The organism is Bradyrhizobium sp. CCBAU 65884 (genome assembly GCF_028128835.1).
In the GTDB taxonomy this organism is placed as follows: domain Bacteria; phylum Pseudomonadota; class Alphaproteobacteria; order Rhizobiales; family Xanthobacteraceae; genus Bradyrhizobium; species Bradyrhizobium ottawaense.
This window is the reverse complement of sequence record NZ_LBJU01000115.1, coordinates 21,799-41,114: the sequence shown is the minus strand read 5'-3', so window position 1 is coordinate 41,114 and position 19,316 is coordinate 21,799. Positions and strand designations below refer to the sequence as shown.

Sequence of the window (19,316 nt, the reverse complement as noted above, 5' to 3'; positions counted from 1 at the left end):
CGCCCGCTACTTCATCACCCGCAGACCCTTGGTCGTGAAGCGCTGCGTCTTCTCGCCCGGCCGGACCGGGCGCCGCGTGCCGGCGGCCTTGCCGGTGCCGGGCGGCTGGTGCGCGGGGACGAGCTGGTGGGGCTGCGAGCCGATCAGATCGCGGCGGCCCATCTCGATCAAGGCCTCGCGCAGCACCGGCCAATTGTCGGGATCGTGGTAGCGCAGGAACGCCTTGTGCAGGCGGCGCTGGCGCAGGCCCTTGATCGCCTCGACCTTGTCGCTGCCGCCGTGGCGGACGCCGCGCAGCGGGTTGACGCCGGTGTGGTACATCGCGGTCGCGGTCGCCATCGGCGAGGGCAGGAAGGTCTGCACCTGATCGGCGCGATAGCGGTTCTTCTTGAGCCACAGCGCGAGGTTCATCATGTCCTCGTCGGTCGTGCCCGGATGCGCCGCGATGAAATAGGGGATCAGGTAATATTTCTTGCCGGCCTGCTCGGCCGCGGCGTCGAACATGCGCTTGAACTTGTTGTAGGCGCCGATGCCCGGCTTCATCATCTTGTCGAGCGGACCGCGCTCGGTATGCTCGGGGGCGATCTTCAAGTATCCGCCGACGTGATGGGTAACGAGCTCCTTGATGTATTCGGGGCTCTCGACCGCGAGGTCGTAGCGCACGCCGGAGGCGACCATCACCTTCTTGATGCCCTTGGTCTCGCGCACCTTGCGATAGAGCCGGATCAGATCGTCATGCGAGGTGTTGAGGTTCGGGCAGATCTCGGGGAAGACGCAGGACGGCCGCCGGCACGCCGCTTCGACCTTCGGGTCCTTGCAGGCCATCCGGTACATGTTGGCGGTGGGGCCGCCGATGTCGGAGATCACGCCGGTGAAGCCCGGCGTCTTGTCGCGGATCTTTTCGATCTCGCGCAGAATAGAACCCTCGGAGCGGTTCTGGATGATGCGGCCTTCGTGCTCGGTGATGGAGCAGAAGGTGCAGCCGCCGAAGCAGCCGCGCATGATCGTCACCGAGAACTTGATCATGTCCCAGGCGGGGATTTTTGCTTCGCCGTAGGACGGATGCGGCGCGCGCGCGTAGGGGAGGTCGTAGACCGCGTCCATCTCTTCGCTGGTCAGCGGGATCGGCGGCGGGTTGAGCCAGAGGTCGCGATCGCCGTGACGCTGCACCAGCGGCCGCGCATTGCCGGGATTGCTCTCCCGGTGCAGCACGCGCGATGCGCGGGCATAGGCTTCCTTGTCCTGTTCGACCTGCTCGAGCGCCGGCAGCCGGATCACGGTCGCACCCTTCTGGCGCGTCGCGCCCTCGTCGGCGGAATCGAGATCGTCGGCGTGCAGCTCGGTGTAGTCCTCGGGGACCTTGCGGAACAACGCGACGCCCCTGATGTCGTCGAGCGCGCGCGGCGCCTCGCCGGCCGCGAGCCGTTGCGCCACCTCGACCACCGCCCGCTCGGCATTGCCGTACAGCAGGAGATCGGCTTTGGCGTCGGCCAGCACCGAGCGACGCACCTTGTCCGACCAGTAATCGTAATGCGCGATCCGGCGCAGCGAGGCCTCGATGCCGCCGAGCACGATCGGCACGTCCTTGAACGCCTCGCGGCAGCGTTGCGCATAGACGACGGTGCAGCGGTCCGGCCGCTTGCCGCCTTCGCCGCCCGCCGTATAGGCGTCGTCGCTGCGCAGGCGGCGGTCCGCGGTGTAGCGGTTCACCATGGAATCCATGTTGCCGCCGGTGACGCCGAAGAACACGCGTGGCTTGCCTAATGCCCTGAACGGCTCGGCCGAATGCCAGTCGGGCTGCGAGATGATGCCGACCCGGAAGCCTTGCGCCTCCAGCAGCCGGCCGATGATGGCCATGCCGAAGCTCGGATGGTCGACATAGGCGTCCCCGGTCACCAGCACGATGTCGCAGGCGTCCCAGCCGAGCGCATCCATCTCGGCGCGGCTCATCGGGAGGAACGGTGCAGGCTTGCGCGGCTGCGCCCGGGCCATCAGCGGCTTTACGGCGGTGATCATCTGGGTGTCCATGGCGCCTACGCATAGGACTCCACGCTCCTGAATACAACCGACGGACGCGTGAAAGATCGAGGTTCCCGGGCCGCAGTCCGGGCGCGTTAACGGGTCACGAGCGCGTGCCGCTTCGTCCTCTCCCAGCGTGACCCGCGTCAGCCATGGGGGTGTGACGCCCTCCACATACCGACCGGTGCCGTCGCGTCATGCTCTCTCCAGTCTTGAAGGAGAGCCCCATGTTTCTGGTCGATGCGCTGCTGATCCTGGCGATGTTGTTCTTCCTCTTTCTGCCGATCACCGATCGCCGGACGGTGCGGATGAGGCTCTGCATGCTGTGCGCGCTGCTGGCGGTGTTCTCGGTCTCGCTCAGCCGCACCCCTGTCGTGCCGGTGCTGCTCGCGAGCATCGCCGCGCCTCCCGGAATGCTGCGCGTGCCGCATATGCATGCCAGTGAGCCGTCGTCGGGGTTCTCACCGCGGCCGTCATCGGATATCCGATTGATCCATGGGCAAGGAAACGGGCAAGGAAACCTCTGACGGCGGTCATGATGCGGTGACCGGCGTATCGCCGTCCACGAATGTCTGGCTCGGCGTGATTGCGCTGGTCGGCTTCATCCTGGTGGCGACCGCGCAGGCCTCCAATCAGATTCTGGCGCGCGGACTGGCCGGCTCCGTCCCGCCCTTCGCGCTCGCCTTCTTCCGCTGGAGCATCGTCGCCATCGGGCTCGCGCCGATCGCGCTCAAGGAGATTCTCGATGGCCGCGTGCCGCTCGGCCGAAACATCTGGCCGATCCTCGCCGCCGGCTTCATGGGCATGTTCCTGTGCGGCGGTCCGGTCTACGCCGCGGGCGTCTCGACGACGGCGATCCACATCGCGCTGATCATGGCGCTGTCGCCGATCACGGTGCTGCTGATCTCGGCCCTGCGCGGCATGGAGCATGTCGGCCCGCTGCAATGGCTCGGTACCGCGCTGGCGCTCGCCGGCGCGCTGCTCATCATCTCCGGCGGCTATCCGCAGACGCTGATCGAACTTCAGACTGCAGCGGGCGATGGCCTCGTCGTGATCGCGATGCTCGGTTGGTCCGGCTACACGCTGCTGCAATCGCGCGCCGCGCCAAAGGCGTCGCTGCTGGCACGCATCAGCCTGTTCTCGGGCGCCGGCGCCCTGTTCTCGCTGCCGCTCGCGGCCATGGAGATGTGGGCGACGCCGGGGGAGGTCTTCAGCACCAAGGCGCTGTCGGCCTATGTCTTCGCCGGGATCGTTCCCGGCCTGCTCGCCTATGCCGGCTTTGCCTGGCTCGGCGGCAAGTTCGGCTCGGTGCGGACCTCGCTCGTGCTCTATCTTGGGCCGATCGCCAGCGCGCTATTGTCTTTCGCCATCCTCGGCGAACCGCCGCAGCTGATCCATCTTCTCGGCGGTTTGCTGATTTTGGGTGGCGTCTGGGCCAGTTTGCGCCGCTAGTTCCATCCGCATGCGTCCGGGTTCACCCGCAGGAACCATCGGCCTTCGCGGACATTCTGATGGAGGGTTGCCGCGAGCCCGCCTCGCGCGCGCTCGCGATGTTCGCCTCTGGCGATGGGGGAGCTGTGAGTACAGTCATAGAGAACCTGCTGTTGCGAAAGCAGAAGCTCGTGGAGCAGCTCGAAAAGGTGCCATCGGTCGAGGACCGCGACAGGATCGAGCACCAGCTCGAGCAGATCAATACCGCGCTGGATTTTCTGGACAGGCCGGGACCGAGGGAAGGGCGCTAGAAGCGCTCATTCCACCTTCAGCGAGTCCACCTTCAACGCCCTGGCGTAGACCACGCCCGAATTGGTGATATGCGTGGTCATCAATTCTTCGAAGGCGGCGAACTCGCTGCGCGCGAACAAATCGAGCAGCCTGCGATGCTCGTCGAACGACGTGCGGGTCCGCACGTCGATCGGTGAGGTCAGATTGGTGCGGAGCGCCGCGACGCGGCCGGAGACCAGCTGATAGGATTCGGCGAGGTAGCGATTGCCGCAATGAGTGAACAGCGCCTCGTGAAAGGCTGCATCGGCGCGGCCATAGGCGATGTTGTCCTTTGCCGCGACCGCCGGCTCCATCGCCGCGATCGCCTCGCTCATTGCGGCGATTGCACCGCCGCGATCGCAACGATAGGCGAGCTCGGCGGCCCTGGGTTCGAGCGCGATGCGGAAGGTGCAGAGCGCGTTGATGTCGTCCGCGCTCGGCGTGAAGACAAAGCTGCCGACCTGCGGGCGGATCACCACGAGGCCCTGCGCCTGCAGCTGGCCCATCGCCTCGCGCACCGGCGTGCGGCTGACGCCGAAGGAATTCGCCACCATCTCCTCGGAGATGGCAGCGCCGAGCGCGAACTCGCCGTCGATAATTGCCTGCCGCAGCCGCTGCATCACCCGCTGCGACAGCGATTTCGGCGTATCGAGCTTGAGCGAGCGCATTTGCGTTTCTCAGACCACCTTGCCGGGATTGAGCAGATGATCGGGATCGAGCGCCGCTTTCAGCGTCCGCATCAGCGCGATCTCGGCCTCGCTCCTGGCATGGCCCAGCCACTTCTTCTTCAACGTGCCGATGCCGTGCTCGGCCGAGATGCTGCCGCCCATCTCGCGGACGAGACCGTAGATGATCGTATCCATCTCTTCCTTCGGCTGCTGCTCGACGGAGAGGCCGGTGACCCAGGAGACCAGGTGCAGATTGCCGTCGCCGATATGGCCGTAATAGACGCTCTCACATCCCTCGATGCCGGAAGCGAGCGCCGCCTTGCAGCGCGTGACGAACTCGTCCATTCGCGCCACCGCAAGGCCGATGTCGTAGGAGATGTGCGGGCCCAGCACCTGGCCGAATTCGGCGCAGATGTCGCGCACGCGCCAGAAGCTCTGCGTCTGCGCCAGCGATTGCGCCACCGCGGCATCGGCCAGCAGCCCGCGTTCCATCAGCTCTTCGAGCCAGGCCTGGAAGCGCGGCGCGTCCAGGCTCTCGTCGGTGCCTTGCGCCTCGACCAGCACATAGAGGCCGTGACCTGCGGCGATCGGCGGCTTCACGCCGGCGCGAGTCGTGATCACGTCCCAATAGTCCGGCCACATCACCTCGAACGCCGACAGCAGCGGCCCGAGCCCGCTGCGCGCCGCATCGAGCAGCGCGATCACCGCGGCATAGTCCGTCAGCGCGCAGAGCGCGGCCATGGTCGAGCGCGGCTTCGGAAACAGCCGCAGCACCACGCGGGTGATGATGCCGAGCGTGCCTTCCGAGCCGATGAACAGATGCTTCAGATCGTAGCCGGCATTGTTCTTCATCAGCTTGTTGAGGCCAGTGATGATGGTGCCGTCGGGCAGCACGACTTCGAGACCGAGCACAAGCTCGCGCGTCATGCCGTAGCGGATCACGCGGTTGCCGCCGGCATTGGTCGAGAGATTGCCGCCGATGGCGCAGGAGCCGCGCGAGCCGAGGTCGAGCGGAAAGAAGAAGCCGGCTTCGTCCGCCGCCTTCTGGATCGTCTCCAGCGGCGTGCCCGCCTTTACCGTCATCGTCGCGGAAGCGCGGTCGATCTCCTCGATGCCGCTCATGCGCTCGAGCGAGATCGCGACCCAGCCGGCTTCGGGCGAGGCGCCTCGGCACAGCCCGGTCAGCCCACCCTGCGGCACGAACGGCAGCTGCGCCTGCCGGCAGGTCGCAATCGCATCGGCCACGCCTTGCGCATCGACGGGACGGATCACCGCAAGCGGCGTCTGCGGCAGGCTCGCGCTCCAGTCGTTGCAGTTGCGCGCCGGCACGTCGGTGCCGATCAGGACGGCGGCTGCGCCAAGCTTGTCGCGAAGTGCGCCGAGCAATTGGTCGGGCCGCTTCACCGGGGTCACCATGTTCATGCGAGACCTCCCTAAATCTGGCTGCGCCCATGCGCGCCGTGACGGGGGAAAATATTTGCGCCTTTCTTGTATGTAAGGTACAAGACAGAAAGTAAAGCAAAAACAAGCTCGGAAGCCCCTTGGAGACCATTGGGAGATCAGAGGCTTGATCCGAGATCGCAGCTGAGAGGGCGGTGTGATGACAGAGGCAATTCGCGGGTTCTGGGTGGCATCGGCGACGCCGCTGGCGGCCGACGGCAGCGTGGACGCCGCCAAGCTTGCGGCTCACGCCAAGCAGCTTTTCGGCAAGGGTGTCGACGGCGTCGTGCTGTTCGGCACCACCGGCGAAGGCACCTCGTTCAATGTCACCGAGCGCGTTGCGACCATCGAAGCCGTGCTCAAGGCCGGTGTTGCGCCGGAACGCATCGGCATCGGTGGTGGCTTTCCCGCCATCACCGACAGTATCGCACTCTCGCGCGCGGCGCTCGGTCTCGGCCTGCGCCACGTGCTGGTTCTGCCGCCTTACTTCGACCGCAGCGTCGCGCCCGAAGGTATCGAGGATGCCTTTGCCGCGATCATCGACGGCGTCGCCGACGATCGGCTGCGCGCTTATCTCTATCACATCCCGCAGATGTCGGGCGTTGCTATCCCCACCGCCGTCGCCGCGAGCCTGCGCAAGCGTTACGGCAAGGTGATTGCCGGCCTGAAGGACTCCAGCGGTGACTTCAAGCAGTTCCAGGCATTCCGTGCGGCGGCTCCCGAGCTCGCCATCACCGTCGGCAATGAAGCCGATATCACCCGCGCGATCGCCGCCGGTGGTTCCGGCACCATCTGCGGCATGGCCAACGTCGTGCCCGAGCTGGTCAAGGGCATGGTCGAGGGCAAGGATGTCGAGGCGCGCATGCAGGCTGCGATCGAAATCGTGCTGAAGACGCCCTCGTTCACCGCGACGCTGAAAGCGATCCTGGCGGCACAGACCGGCGATGCGGCCTGGCAGCGCGTGCGCCCGCCGCTCCGCGCCTCGTCCGACGGCTCCGCGTTCAAGCGGAAGCTCGACGAGTTGACGGCTCCTGCCATCGCCTGAGACCGCACAAAATCGTGATACGCCGCCGCCAGTTCGCGCGCTGCGTGTCGCGGCCGGCACGACGGCAATCGAAGATTGCCGTTCGATGCCGCTCCGTCCTTAGAACGATTCAACACTAGAGCGATTCAACTCTGCCTGCGGTTCTCTTCAATCGCTGCGGCTGTTAGACGCGCCAGCTTCAAGGCTGCGTCTGACCGGGAAGTGAATCGAACGTGCGTGCTTATCTGGATGGCCAGCGCATCTGCAGCCATCGAACTCATGCCGGCAAGAGCCGTGCGGGTCTTCTCATCGGAGCGGCCGTGCTGCTCGCCGAATGCCCCTCCAACACGACGACCGCGCAGGCGCAATCGGCCCTGCCGCCGGTGACGGTGGAGGCGCAGGCGCAGCGGCCGAAGCCGGTGCGTGCATCGGATCGGACGTCACGCCGCACGCAGGCCGCCGCGCGCCAGCGCAATCGTAACTCCGCGCCCGCCGCACCGACGCTCTCGGAGCGCGCGGCTGCGGAAGCCGCCGCGCAGCAGGCCGCAAAGCTCGGCTACCGCGCGATGCCGAGCGCGACGACGCTGCGCAGCGGCGCCTCGCCACTCGACACCTCTCAGTCCGTCAACGTCGTGCCCGAGCAGGTGTTGAAGGACCAACTGCCGCGCAACATCGACGACGCGCTGATCAATATCAGCGGCATCACCCAGACCAACACGCTTGCCGGCACCCAGGATGCCGTGATCCGCCGTGGCTTCGGCGACAATCGCGACGGCTCGATCATGCGCAACGGCATGCCGCTGGTGCAGGGCCGCAGCCTCAATGCCGCCGTCGAAAGCGTCGAGGTGCTGAAGGGACCGGCCTCGCTGCTCTATGGCATCATGGACCCCGGCGGCATCGTCAACACCATCAGCAAGCGTCCGGAACTCTATCAGCACGGTTCGATCACGCTGCTCGGCTCGGCCTATAGCTCGTCCAAGACAGGCGCCGACGGCACGCTCGACATCACGGGCCCGATCGGCGACGGCGGTCTCGCCTATCGCTTCGTCGGCTACGGCGTCAGCGAGGATTACTGGCGTAATTTCGGCCGGCACAGGGAAATGCTGGTGAACCCGTCGCTGGCCTGGTACGGCGACACCACGACGGTTCAGCTCACCTATGAGCACCGCGAGTTCATCACTCCGTTCGACCGCGGCACGTCCTTCGTCAAGGGGGCGCCGCTGGCGATCCCGGCGACGCGCCGTCTCGACGAGCCCTTCAACAATATGTGGGGCACCTCCGACCTGGTGCAGGCGTCGGTGGAGCAGAAGCTCGACGACAATTGGAAGGTCACCGCGGCCTACAGCTACAACACCGAGACCTTCAGCGCCAATCAGCTCCGCATCACAGGCGTCAACGCCGCGACCGGCGTCGAGACCCGCAGCAACGATGGCACCCGTAACTCGCTGAGCAATGCCAGTTACGGCACCTCGTATCTGCAGGGCGACGTCTGGGTCGGCGGCTTCCGCAACGAGTTTCTGTTCGGAGGCGAGGCGCTCTATCGCACGATCGATCGCCACGATCTGATCCGCCAGGCGACGCCAAGCTTCAATTTCTACAACCCGGTCTACGGACTGGTCGTGCCGGGCACGACCGTTTCGGCAACCGACAGCGAGCAGACCGACAAGCTCGGCACCCGCGGCTTCTTTGCTCAGGACACCTTCCATCTGACCAACTGGCTGTCCGTGGTTGGGGGCGTGCGCTGGATGGAATACGAGCAACTCGCAGGAAAGGGCCGGCCAGTCTTCGTCACGAACACCAATCTCGCAGGCGACAAGGTGTTGCCGCTCGGCGGCGTCATCGTCAAGCTGAACGACCAGCTCTCCTATTACGTGAGCTATACGCAGTCGCTGAAGCCGACCTCGACCATCGCGGCTTTCACCACCGGCTTCGTCGTCGACTCCACCATTGCGCCCGAAGAGGGAACGCAGTGGGAGACCGGGCTGAAGTTCGATGTCAACAAGCGGCTGTCGGGCACCCTGGCGGTCTACGACATCGAAAAGAAGAACGTGCTGGTGCTCGATGACATCGGCAACGGCAAGTCGGCGGCGCGCACCTCCGGAGCGGCCCGGTCGCGCGGCGTCGAATTGGACGTGACCGGCAAGCTGACCGACCAGTGGAGCATGATCGGAAGTTACGGCTATACCGATGCGCGCCTGATCAATGATCCCGTCGTCGGCAACGCAAAATTGCTGAATGTCGCGATGAACACGGCCTCACTCTATCTCGTCTACGATTTCGGCGACGCGCTCGCCGGACGTCTGCGGCTCGGCGGCGGCGCGCGCTATGTCGGTGACCGGCCGGGCGACGCCGCCAACACGTTCTTCATGCCGGCCTATACCGTCGCGGACATCTTTGCGACCTACGACACGAAGGTCGATAATCTGCCCGTGACCTATCAGTTCAACGTCAAGAACCTGTTCGACAAGGTCTACTATACATCCACCACCGGTAACGCCCTGAACGTCGCGATCGGCGATGCGCGGCGCGTCTCGCTGTCGGCCACAGTGAAGTTCTAGCCATGGCCGCGCGGCTCGGACACACCATCAAGGCGGTCCTGTTCCAGGTCCATTCCATCGCGGGCCTGGGCCTTGCTCTGCTGGTGTCCCTGATCGCGCTGACCGGCGCGATCATGAGTTTCGAGGACGAGATCGTCGATCATCTCAACGCCGGCATCATGCAGGTCGCGCCGCGTCAGGCGCCGGCGCTGATGCCTGATGTGCTGGTTGCCCGGCTGAAGGCCTCGCAGGACCTCGGCAAGGTCGCCGCCGTCACACTGTCGAGCGATCCATCTGCGGCGGTTCATGTCCGCTTTGCCCGTGACGACCGGGGCGACCGGCCGACCTCGCTCTATGTCGATCCCTATGACGCCCGCGTGCTGGGCTCGCCGCGCGGCGAAGCATTTTTCGCGACCGTGCGCCGGCTGCATCGCTGGCTGCTCATTCCCGGCGACGGCAAGGGCTGGGGACGTCCGATCACCGGCACGGTCGCGCTCGGCCTGATCCTCATGCTGGTCTCGGGCCTCGTGCTGCGCTGGCCGCGTCGTGCAGGCAGTCCGAAAATGTGGCTGAAACCGAATCTTGGGCTCGGTGGCCGCGCTCTGCACCGGTCGTTGCATACCGTGATCGGCACCTGGGTCCTTCCGGTCTATCTGACGATGACCCTCACCGGCCTGTATTTCTCATTCGAATGGTACAAGGACGGCGTGACCTGGCTGCTCGCACGTCCGCACGTCACGGCAGCGAAAATGCCCGCAAAGCTGCCGCGTGCGGCCAACTCCGAACCGGCGCCGCCAATCGGATTCGATCAGGCCTGGATGACGTTCCAGCGTGAGGAGGGCGACCGATTCTCCAGGGTCTTGCTGACGCTGCCTGCGCAGGGTACGACGTTGCGCATCCGGTCGTGGGGGAAAGCTTCGTTGCTGGAAACCACGCGCGACGAATTCCGCATCGACGCCGTCACCGGGCAGTTGGTCTCAGCGGAGCGCTTTGCTGACAAGACGTTCGGCGAAAAGAGCATCGCGGCCATCTACGACATCCATCGCGGCGAGATCCTGGGCTGGCCGGGCAAGCTCGCATTCATGATTGCCGCGATGTCGATGCCGTTATTCGCGGTCACCGGCATCCTGCTCTATCTGTCGCGCCGCAAGCTGCGCCGTCCGGCACAGCAGCCGCTCGGGCGACTCGTTCCCGGCGAGTGAGCCGACGAGGCTAGCCAACGCGCTTCTAATCGGTCAAAAGCTCATGGCTCTCTTCTCAAGGTCCGCGCCATGAAGCTTCCGACCGTCACCCCCGCCGATATCCGCCGCGCACTGCTGCTGCGCGAAGAAATTGCGCTGCTCGATCTCAGATACGAGGCAGGCTTTGCGACGGGGCATCCCCTGTTCGCGGCCAACATGGCCGTGGATCGGATCGCGATCGAGGCCGAGGTGCGGCTGCCGCGCAAGGACGTGGCGATCGTGCTTTACGATGACGGCGAGGGGCTGGTCGCGGCCGGCGCCGAACGCCTCTTCGCGCTCGGATATACCCATATCAGCGCGCTCGACGGCGGGCTGAAGGCCTGGCGTGCAGCGGGCTATGAGGTTTTCGAGGACGTCAATTCCTATTCGAAAGCGTTCGGCGAGTTGGTCGAGGCGCGACGGCACACGCCGTCGTTCAGCGCCGACGAGGTGGCAAAACTCATCGCGGACAAGGCCAACATCGCCATCCTCGACGTCCGCCGTTTCGACGAATATGCGACCATGAACATTCCGGGCTCGGTCAGCGTGCCCGGCGCGGAGCTGGTGCTGCGGGCGGGGCAGGCCGCGCCCGATCCTGAAACCACCATCATCGTCAATTGCGCCGGCCGTACCCGCTCGATCATCGGCACCCAGTCGCTGATCAATGCCGGCGTGCCCAACAAGGTGCGGGCGCTGCGCAACGGCACCATCGGCTGGACGCTGGCGCGGCACACGCTTGGCCACGGCGCCGACAGGCGCGGCGCGATCGGCTCGTTCGAGGGCGGTCCGGCCAATGCGCGCGACGTCGCCTATCGCGCCGGTGTTCGCCATATCGGCGCAAGCGAGATGGCTGCACTCGTCGCGCAAACGGACCGCACCCTCTATCGTTTCGACGTGCGCGATGCCGAGGAATATGCGGCAGGTCACCTTGCGGGCTTCCGCCATTATCCCGGCGGCCAGCTGGTCCAGGAGACCGACATGGCCGCGCCCGTGCGTGGCGCGCGCATTGTCCTGACCGACGACAAGGGTGTCCGCGCCGATATGACCGCATCATGGCTCGCCCAGATGGGTTGGGAGGTTTATGTGCTGGAAGGAGGCTATGATGGCGCGCTCGAGATCGGCCCGCCGCGCGTGCTGCCCAAGCCCGATCCGGCCCACCGTTACCGCCGGCCCTATGAAGGCACCGACGTCGCGCAAGCCGCGATGCAGGCCTATCTCGATTGGGAATATGGGCTGGTCGAGCAACTCCGCCGTGACGGCACGCACGGATTTTATGTGATTTGAGACTGGGCAAACACGCGTCTGGCCCAAGCACTACTCCGTCACCGCCCCCTGAGGTGGCCGCTTCTTCAGCGGCCCTCGAAGGGCGACGGCCCGGCTCTCTCCGCGCGGCTGTATCGGGGCCGTTCATCCTTCGAGGCTCCTGGCGCCATGCTGGGAATCGCGCCACGCGCACCTCAGGATGACGGGTCTGGTACACCAAACACATCTACCACCCGCCATTTTCTCCCCGTATCCGACCCCTATTGTGCCGCGCACCGTCCGCGGTCTATGAGCTGCGACAAAGCTCATCATCAATGGAGACACCATGCCAGCCTCAGGCCAAAGCCCTGAGCGGAGTGCCAAGGCCCTGCTGCTCGAAGGCGTCAACGACAGCGCTGTCGACCTTTTCAAGGGCGCGGGCTTCACCAATGTCGAGCGGCTGACCAAGGCGCTGGACGGTGACGATCTGCGGCGTGCGCTCAAGGGCGTGTCGCTGCTCGGCATCCGTTCGCGCACCCAGATCACCGACGAGGTGCTCGCGGCCGCCGACCAGCTTCTCGCCGTCGGCTGCTTCAGCGTCGGCACCAACCAGGTCGATCTTGCGGCAGCGCGCAAGCGCGGCATTCCCGTCTTCAACGCGCCGTTCTCCAACACGCGCAGCGTCGCCGAGCTCGTGATCGGCGAGATCGTGATGCTGCTGCGGCGGATCTTTCCGCGCTCGGTGTCGGCGCATGACGGCGGCTGGGATAAATCGGCGACCGGCAGCCGCGAGGTGCGCGGCCGCACGCTCGGCATCGTCGGCTACGGCAATATCGGCTCGCAGCTCTCGACGCTGGCCGAAGCCATCGGCATGCGCGTGATCTATTTCGACCGCACCGACAAGCTCCGCCACGGCAACACCGAGCCAGTCGAGAGGCTGGAGGAGCTGCTGGCGCAGAGCGACGTCGTCAGCCTGCACGTGCCGGAGACGCCGGAGACCGCGGGCATGATCGGCGAGAAGGAGCTACGGGCGATGAAATCCGGCTCGTTCCTCATCAACAACAGCCGCGGCACCGTGGTCGATCTCGACGCGCTCGCTCGCTCTTTGCGCGATGGTCATCTCGCCGGCGCGGCCGTCGACGTGTTTCCGGTCGAGCCGTCGTCGAATTCCGATCGCTTCAAAAGCCCCATACAGGGCCTCGAGAACGTCATCCTCACCCCGCATATCGGCGGTTCGACCGAAGAGGCGCAGGAGCGCATCGGCGGCGAAGTCGCGCGCAAGCTGGTCGACTATTTCATCACGGGCTCGACCATGGGCGCGGTGAACTTTCCGGAAGTGCAGCTGCATCTGCGTCCCTCCGGCGCGCGCTTCAGTCATGTCCATCGCAACGTGCCCGGCATGCTGCGCCGGCTCAACGAGGTCTTCCTCCAGCGCGACATCAACATCGCCGCGCAATATCTGGAGACCGCCGGCGATCTCGGTTACGTCGTGCTCGATGCCGATCTGGCGGGGCAGGATTCCGCGGCGCTGCTCCAGCAGATCCGCGCCCTCGACGGCACGGTCGGCGCGCGGCTGGTGTTCGAGCACTAAAGCATGATCCGGAAAAGTGCGCGGCGGTTTTCCGAAAAGATCATGCTTAAACAACGACCTAAAGCGCGATGACGATTCATCCTCATCGCATCGCGCTTTAGACGGCGCGGGGCCCACGTTCCGGTTGCATTTCTCCGCCAAGGCTCTCTAAACTACGCCATCGACTTCGACGCCCACGTACAAGTCGCGTCGAATTGAGCTTCAGTTGCGTGAGTGCCGCGATGGAACCGGACAGCGTACTGATTGATCTCGCGCTTCAAGGCGGCGGTTCGCATGGCGCCTTCACCTGGGGCGTGCTCGATCGCCTGCTGGAAGAGAAGCGGCTTACGATCGCCGCGATCTCCGGGACGTCCGCAGGCGCGATGAACGCAGCGGTGCTGGCGGATGGGTGGACGGCCGGTGGGGCCGAGGGTGCGCGTGACGCGCTCGAACGATACTGGCGCCGCGTTTCGAAGGCGGCGGCCTTCAGCCCGCTCCAGCGCTCGCCGCTCGACCGGCTGATGGGGCGCTGGACGCTCGATACGTCGCCGGCCTACATCCTGACCGACCTGATGTCGCGGGTGCTCTCCCCCTACGACCTCAATCCGACCGGCTACAATCCGCTGCATGCGGTGCTGGCCGAGAGCATCGATTTCGAGCGCCTCGCGCGCTCGCCGATCAAGCTGTTCATCACTGCGACGCGGGTGCGCACTGGGCGAGGACGCATCTTCCGCAACGCGGAGATCACGGTTGACGTGTTGCTCGCGTCGGCCTGCCTGCCAACCATGTTCCGCGCGATCGAGATCGACGGCGAACCGTATTGGGATGGCGGCTATGCCGGCAACCCGACCATCACACCGCTCATTCGCGAAAGCGACGCGCACGACACCATCCTGGTGCAGATCAATCCGACTGAAAAGCCGGAAGAGCCGCGGACGGCTGCGGAGATACTCAATCGGCTGAACGAGATTTCGTTCAACTCGCCGCTGATGAAGGAGTTGCGTATGATCGCGTTGCTGCGTCAGGCGGCCGACCCGGGAAGCGGCGAGGGCGCGCGCTGGGCGAAGATGCGGACCCACCGCGTCAAGAGCGACATGCTCGCGAAGTTCGGCGCCTCGTCCAAGCTCAACGCCGAATGGGAGTTCGTCTCGATGCTGCACGGCGAAGGACGTCAGGCGGCCGAAACCTTCCTCGACGAGCACGGCCCGGATATCGGTCGGCGCTCGACCGCCGATCTCGACATCCTGCTGTCGGAGTGCTGAGAGGTGGGGCTTCTCGGCATTCTCGTCGGGCTTGGCCTTCTCGTCCTATTCGCCTTTCGCGGCTGGAGCGTTCTTCTGCTGGCGCCGTTCGCCGCGCTCGTCGCGGCGCTGTTCGGCGGCGAGCCGCTGCTTGCGAACCTGACGCAGATCTTCATGGTGAATGCTGCTGCATTCCTGGCGCAGTTCTTCCCGATCTTCCTGCTTGGCGCCGTATTCGGGAAACTGATGGACGACAGCGGGGCGGTCGCGTCGGTTGCCACCTTCATGGCGAGACGTCTTGGCGAGCGCCGCGTGATCCTGGCGGTCGTGCTCGCCGGTGCGATGGTCACCTATGGCGGCGTCAGCCTGTTCGTCGCGTTCTTCGTGATCGTCCCCATGGCCCGCTCGCTGTTTCGTGCCGCCGCGATTCCGCGGCGATTGATTCCGGCCGCGATCGTGCTGGGCACATCGACCTTCACGATGTCGGCCTTGCCGGGCACGCCATCGATCCAGAACGCGATCCCGATGCCGTTCTTCGGAACGACGCCGTTTGCCGCACCCGGACTCGGCATCATCGCCTCCCTGATCATGGCTGGCGCGGGATTGTGGTGGCTGCGCCGCGCTGAAGCCGCGGCCCGCCGTGCGGGGGAAGGCTATGGCGAGGACATGGAGGGTGCGGCCGAACGTGCCGTCGACGACGAACTGGTCCGCGAATACGCGACCACCGCGCGAGAGTTCGATCCGGCCGAGATCCGGCATGGACGGCGCGGTGAACTGTCGGCTCCGGTGGTGAGTGCCATCCTGCCGCTGGCCGTCGTCGTGGCCGTCAATCTCGTGATGTCGCTGCTGGTGTTGCCGCGGCTCGATGTCTCGTATCTGAGCGAGCAGCGCTTCGGCGGTACATCGTTGGCGGCGGTCGCTGGTGTGTGGTCGGTCAGCACCGCCCTGGGCGCTGCCATCGTCACGACCATCCTTCTCAATTGGGCCCGGCTTCCGTCACTGCGGCAGACCATGGACGCCGGTGCCAATGCATCGGTTCTGCCGGCGCTCAGCGTCGCCAGCCTCGTCGGATTCGGCGCGGTCATCGCGGCGCTGCCGGCTTTCGAAACGGTGCGAGACTGGGTGCTTGCGATCGAAGGTGGCCCGTTGGTCTCGCTCGCGGTTGCGACCAATATTCTGGCCGCACTGACCGGCTCGGCATCCGGCGGCTTGACGATCGCGCTCGACGCGCTCGGCCAGACCTATGTCGGGATCGCCGCGCGCAGCGGCATCGACCTTGCGCTGATGCATCGCGTCGCGGTGATCGGTTCGGGGACGCTGGACATCCTGCCGCACAACGGTGCGGTGGTCAGCCTGCTCGCGATCTGCGGCCTGACCCATCGCGACAGCTATCTCGACATTGTGATGGTGGGCATCGTGACGTCGCTATTGGCGCTGGTGGCCGTGATCGCCTTGGGGAGCGCGCTCGGATCATTCTGATGAGCGGCTCGGCGTGAGCGATTGACGGGAGGACGAAGGTTGCATTGAATGCGGCCAGCCGTCGACGCAACAAATCGAGAAAGCCGGGTGGAAACGATGACGCGAAAGAAAGCGAAGCTGTGTGCGTTGCTTGTAAGCTCGATGGCGACACTGGGGACGGGCGCGGCGTCGGCGGCAACGCTGGCAGAGGACGCCGATGCGGTCTGCAAGGGTCTCGTCGGCGCTGCCGATGCCGTGAAGATCGACTCCGCGACCTTGCAGGCGCCCTCGCCGATCGCCGTCGCCGAACGCGGGCCGACGCCGTCCGGGCGCATCACGCCAGCCAATCCCGGCTTCTGCAAGGTGCTCGGCCATATCGACCCTGCCGATCCCAAGGCCCCGCCGATCAAATTCCAGGTCAACCTTCCCGTCGAATGGAATGGCCGCTCGCTGCAATATGGCGGCGGTGGTTTCAACGGTGTGCTGATCACCGGCCTTGCGCTGCCGCCGGCCTATCCGTTCGACAAGCCGTCGCCGCTGGCGCGCGGTTTTGTTACCTACGGCACCGATTCGGGCCACGAGACCAGGCAAGGCGAGCCGCCGCAGGTCTTTGCGCTGAACGACGAAGCCTTCGTGAATTTTGCCCATCGCGCCTACAAGAAGGTGCGCGATGCGGCCGTTGGGCTGATGGAGCGCGCCTACGGCAAGAAGCCGGACAAGATGTATTTCATGGGTTCGTCCGAGGGCGGCCGCGAAGGCCTGACCATGGCGCAGCGCTACCCCGACGATTTCGACGGCATCTTCGCACGCGTGCCCGTGATCAACTGGGTCGGCCTGCAGCATGCCGGCACGCGCTCGGGTCTGGTCACCATGGGCGCGGGCTGGATCAATCCGGCGCAGGTGAAGCTCGTCGGCGAGGCCGTGCGGGCGGCCTGTGACAAGGCCGACGGCTCCGACGATGCGCTGGTGCAGGACCCCGTCGCCTGCAAGGCGGCATTCAAGGTCGAGACGCTGCGCTGTGAGGCCGGAAAGAGCGGCGATCAGTGCCTGACCGATGCGCAGATCAAGGCGATCGATACCTTGCACGGGACCTACAAATTCCCGGTCGCGCTCGCCAACGGTCTCGACGACTATCCCGGCTGGGGCGTGTCGGGCGAGGACACGCCGGCGATCGGTCCGACCGGCGGTTGGGTGGCGTGGTGGCTCGGCACCGCGCCGCCGGCGCAGCCGCCTGCGCCCAACAACGGCATCGCCTGGATCTACGGCGCCGGCGGCATTCAATATGTCTTTGCGCGCGACCCCAAGCTCGATGTCACCACCTACAAGGTGGAGGAGCACAAGGCGCGGTTGCTCGAGGTTTCGAGCCTGATGGACTCGACCGATCCCGATCTCAGCCGCTTCCGCGCCCGCGGCGGCCGTCTGATCATGCTCGAGCACATGGCCGACTACGCGCAGAGCCCCTATGCCGGCATCCGCTATTTCGAGAGCGTCGAGCGCAAGCTCGGCAAGGGCGAGACCGCGGAGTTCGCGCGGCTCTACACCGCACCCGGCGTCGATCACGTCGGCTCCGGCGCACCGGCCAATGTCGATATGCTGAGCGTGCTGGTCGACTGGGTCGAGAAGGGCAAGGCGCCCGGCGACCTCGAAGTTGCCGAGCAGAAGGTCGAGGCGCCCTCATTCGCGACATTGCGCGCGCTGCCGCTGTGCCGCTGGCCGGCCTGGCCGCACTACAAGTCGGGTGCGGTGACGGAGGCGGCGAGCTTCACCTGCGCGCCGTAACGAGGTGGCCCGTTTGACAACAAGCTTGCGTCCGGCTATCTATTTCGCATGCGAAATAAACCGGCCGACGGGCGGCATCATCGACTGATCTACCTGCTGAGCGTCGCGCAACGCCGCTTGCAGCGCTGGATGGCGGCGCGGCCGGAGAACGAGGTGACGCCGGCGCAGGCGGGGCTGTTGTTCATCCTCGGCAAGCAGGACGGCGTCCTGATGGGCGAGGCGGGCGCAGCGCTCGACATGGGGCCGGCCGGCATTTCCGGCCTCGTCGACCGCACGGAGGCGGCGAAATTGATCGAGCGGCGGGCCGATCGCGAGGACGGGCGCGCCTGGCGCATCTGGCTGACGCCGAAGGGGCGGACCGCGCTGGCGCAGGCGAAAGACGGCGCGGCCGAGGTCAACGCCGCGCTGACGGACGGATTCACGGCTGCGGAGATCAACATCGTCGCGCGCTGGCTGACCAGCATTCAGGACAAGTTTCCAAGACCTTCAGAAACAAGACCTTCAGACGAATCCAGGGAGTAGAGCAATGACCGAGCACGTCCGGATCGAGAACAATGGCGGAATTCTCACCCTCACGCTGGCGCGCCCCGACAAGAAGAACGCGCTGACCGATGCGATGTACGGCACGCTCGCCGATGCCATCGAATCCGCCGAGTTCGATCCGTCGGCCCGCGTGATCCTGATCCGCGGCGAGGGCGACATGTTCACCGCCGGCAACGACGTCGGCGAATTCGCCGCGGTCGCAGCCGGCAAGTCCGAAGGCAGCCGTAACGTCGTGCGCTTCATCCAGTCGCTGGCCCGCTGCACCCGGCCGCTGGTCGCCGCCGTGCAGGGCCGCGCCGTCGGCGTCGGCACCACGATGCTGCTGCATTGCGATCTCGTCGTGCTCGCCGACAACGCGCAATTGTCGACGCCCTTCGTCAGCCTCGCATTGGTGCCGGAGGCCGCATCGAGCCTGCTGATGCCGGCGCGTATCGGCCATGCCCGTGCCTACGAGATGTTCGCGCTGGGCGAGACCGTGCCGGCGAAGGCCGCGCTGGAATGGGGCCTCGCCAACCGCGTGGTGCCGCTCGACAAGCTCGATGCCGAGGCGCTTGCGCTGGCGCAGCGTCTTGCCCGCCAGCCGGCCGGCGCGCTGACCGCCACAAAGAAGCTGATGCGCAACGGCGAGGCGCTGGTCGCGCAGATGCAGGCCGAAGGCGAGCAGTTCGCGCAGCGCCTGCGCACCGCCGAGGCGCGCGAGGCGTTTACGGCCTTTGCCGAGCGCCGTCCGCCGGATTTCACCAAGGTCGCGTGAGGGGATGCGGCCAGCCCAGGAGTTGCGGCCGCGCACAACCGCAGGTATTTGATTAAAGTC

General features: G+C 65.8%; 16 protein-coding genes. 13 read left to right on the top strand and 3 right to left on the bottom strand.

Annotation, left to right across the window (positions count from 1 at the left end; translation table 11 throughout):
- Window positions 1-6: 6 nt before the first annotated feature.
- Complete coding sequence (locus XI03_RS17230; RefSeq protein ID WP_038972243.1) at window positions 7-2,028, bottom strand: YgiQ family radical SAM protein; 2,022 nt, start codon at window positions 2,026-2,028, stop codon at window positions 7-9.
- Window positions 2,029-2,246: 218 nt separating this feature from the next.
- Here XI03_RS17230 and XI03_RS17225 point away from each other — a divergent pair, with 218 nt between their 5' ends.
- From XI03_RS17225 to XI03_RS17215, 3 genes are all read left to right on the top strand, one after another.
- Entirely contained in the window at window positions 2,247-2,546 is a 300-nt protein-coding gene (locus XI03_RS17225) for a hypothetical protein (RefSeq protein WP_028140795.1), read from the top strand.
- On the top strand, window positions 2,515-3,471 hold the full coding sequence (locus tag XI03_RS17220) for a DMT family transporter (protein WP_271592765.1): 957 nt from the start codon (window positions 2,515-2,517) through the stop codon (window positions 3,469-3,471). The genes XI03_RS17225 and XI03_RS17220 overlap by 32 nt, the downstream gene beginning before the upstream one ends.
- A gap of 125 nt (window positions 3,472-3,596) precedes the next feature.
- Window positions 3,597-3,761, top strand: a complete 165-nt coding sequence (locus XI03_RS17215; RefSeq protein ID WP_162832268.1) for a hypothetical protein — start codon at window positions 3,597-3,599, stop codon at window positions 3,759-3,761.
- Between the two features lie 6 nt (window positions 3,762-3,767).
- Here XI03_RS17215 and XI03_RS17210 read toward each other — a convergent pair whose 3' ends face one another.
- Window positions 3,768-4,448, bottom strand: a complete 681-nt coding sequence (locus XI03_RS17210) for a GntR family transcriptional regulator (protein WP_271592764.1) — start codon at window positions 4,446-4,448, stop codon at window positions 3,768-3,770.
- Between the two features lie 9 nt (window positions 4,449-4,457).
- Window positions 4,458-5,870, bottom strand: coding sequence for an FAD-binding oxidoreductase (locus XI03_RS17205; protein WP_271592763.1), 1,413 nt, complete (start codon window positions 5,868-5,870; stop codon window positions 4,458-4,460).
- 178 nt (window positions 5,871-6,048) lie between these two features.
- Here XI03_RS17205 and XI03_RS17200 point away from each other — a divergent pair, with 178 nt between their 5' ends.
- The 10 genes from XI03_RS17200 (at window position 6,049) to XI03_RS17155 (ending at window position 19,256) form a co-directional block, all read left to right on the top strand.
- Window positions 6,049-6,933 (top strand): dihydrodipicolinate synthase family protein, encoded by an 885-nt coding sequence (locus XI03_RS17200; protein ID WP_271592762.1) that lies wholly within the window; start codon window positions 6,049-6,051, stop codon window positions 6,931-6,933.
- A gap of 212 nt (window positions 6,934-7,145) precedes the next feature.
- A complete protein-coding gene (locus tag XI03_RS17195) occupies window positions 7,146-9,470 on the top strand; it encodes a TonB-dependent siderophore receptor (protein ID WP_271592761.1) in 2,325 nt (774 codons plus the stop codon).
- Window positions 9,471-9,472: 2 nt separating this feature from the next.
- Window positions 9,473-10,651 (top strand): PepSY-associated TM helix domain-containing protein, encoded by a 1,179-nt coding sequence (locus tag XI03_RS17190; RefSeq protein WP_271592760.1) that lies wholly within the window; start codon window positions 9,473-9,475, stop codon window positions 10,649-10,651.
- Window positions 10,652-10,720: 69 nt separating this feature from the next.
- The gene (locus XI03_RS17185; protein WP_271592759.1) at window positions 10,721-11,953 is read left to right on the top strand and encodes a rhodanese-like domain-containing protein; all 1,233 of its coding nucleotides are present in this window, start codon (window positions 10,721-10,723) and stop codon (window positions 11,951-11,953) included.
- Between the two features lie 304 nt (window positions 11,954-12,257).
- A complete protein-coding gene (serA, locus tag XI03_RS17180) occupies window positions 12,258-13,502 on the top strand; it encodes a phosphoglycerate dehydrogenase (RefSeq protein ID WP_271592758.1) in 1,245 nt (414 codons plus the stop codon).
- A gap of 221 nt (window positions 13,503-13,723) precedes the next feature.
- Complete coding sequence (locus XI03_RS17175) at window positions 13,724-14,743, top strand: patatin-like phospholipase family protein (RefSeq protein ID WP_028140786.1); 1,020 nt, start codon at window positions 13,724-13,726, stop codon at window positions 14,741-14,743.
- A 3-nt stretch (window positions 14,744-14,746) separates the two neighbouring features.
- A complete protein-coding gene (locus XI03_RS17170; protein ID WP_271592757.1) occupies window positions 14,747-16,201 on the top strand; it encodes a GntP family permease in 1,455 nt (484 codons plus the stop codon).
- Between the two features lie 96 nt (window positions 16,202-16,297).
- Complete coding sequence (locus tag XI03_RS17165) at window positions 16,298-17,959, top strand: tannase/feruloyl esterase family alpha/beta hydrolase (protein ID WP_271592756.1); 1,662 nt, start codon at window positions 16,298-16,300, stop codon at window positions 17,957-17,959.
- Window positions 17,960-18,007: 48 nt separating this feature from the next.
- Complete coding sequence (locus XI03_RS17160) at window positions 18,008-18,481, top strand: MarR family winged helix-turn-helix transcriptional regulator (protein WP_271592755.1); 474 nt, start codon at window positions 18,008-18,010, stop codon at window positions 18,479-18,481.
- A 4-nt stretch (window positions 18,482-18,485) separates the two neighbouring features.
- Window positions 18,486-19,256, top strand: coding sequence for an enoyl-CoA hydratase (locus XI03_RS17155; protein WP_038950649.1), 771 nt, complete (start codon window positions 18,486-18,488; stop codon window positions 19,254-19,256).
- Window positions 19,257-19,316: the final 60 nt, after the last annotated feature.

What these genes read in the sequence shown, in the direction of transcription:
- XI03_RS17230 (WP_038972243.1), bottom strand. Translation starts at nt 2,028, where the DNA reads ATGGACACCCAGATGATCACCGCCGTAAAGCCGCTGATGGCCCGGGCG.
- XI03_RS17225 (WP_028140795.1), top strand. Translation starts at nt 2,247, where the DNA reads ATGTTTCTGGTCGATGCGCTGCTGATCCTGGCGATGTTGTTCTTCCTC.
- XI03_RS17220 (WP_271592765.1), top strand. Translation starts at nt 2,515, where the DNA reads ATGGGCAAGGAAACGGGCAAGGAAACCTCTGACGGCGGTCATGATGCG.
- XI03_RS17210 (WP_271592764.1), bottom strand. Translation starts at nt 4,448, where the DNA reads ATGCGCTCGCTCAAGCTCGATACGCCGAAATCGCTGTCGCAGCGGGTG.
- XI03_RS17205 (WP_271592763.1), bottom strand. Translation starts at nt 5,870, where the DNA reads ATGAACATGGTGACCCCGGTGAAGCGGCCCGACCAATTGCTCGGCGCA.
- XI03_RS17200 (WP_271592762.1), top strand. Translation starts at nt 6,049, where the DNA reads ATGACAGAGGCAATTCGCGGGTTCTGGGTGGCATCGGCGACGCCGCTG.
- XI03_RS17190 (WP_271592760.1), top strand. Translation starts at nt 9,473, where the DNA reads ATGGCCGCGCGGCTCGGACACACCATCAAGGCGGTCCTGTTCCAGGTC.
- XI03_RS17185 (WP_271592759.1), top strand. Translation starts at nt 10,721, where the DNA reads ATGAAGCTTCCGACCGTCACCCCCGCCGATATCCGCCGCGCACTGCTG.
- serA (WP_271592758.1), top strand. Translation starts at nt 12,258, where the DNA reads ATGCCAGCCTCAGGCCAAAGCCCTGAGCGGAGTGCCAAGGCCCTGCTG.
- XI03_RS17175 (WP_028140786.1), top strand. Translation starts at nt 13,724, where the DNA reads ATGGAACCGGACAGCGTACTGATTGATCTCGCGCTTCAAGGCGGCGGT.
- XI03_RS17165 (WP_271592756.1), top strand. Translation starts at nt 16,298, where the DNA reads ATGACGCGAAAGAAAGCGAAGCTGTGTGCGTTGCTTGTAAGCTCGATG.
- XI03_RS17160 (WP_271592755.1), top strand. Translation starts at nt 18,008, where the DNA reads ATGCGAAATAAACCGGCCGACGGGCGGCATCATCGACTGATCTACCTG.
- XI03_RS17155 (WP_038950649.1), top strand. Translation starts at nt 18,486, where the DNA reads ATGACCGAGCACGTCCGGATCGAGAACAATGGCGGAATTCTCACCCTC.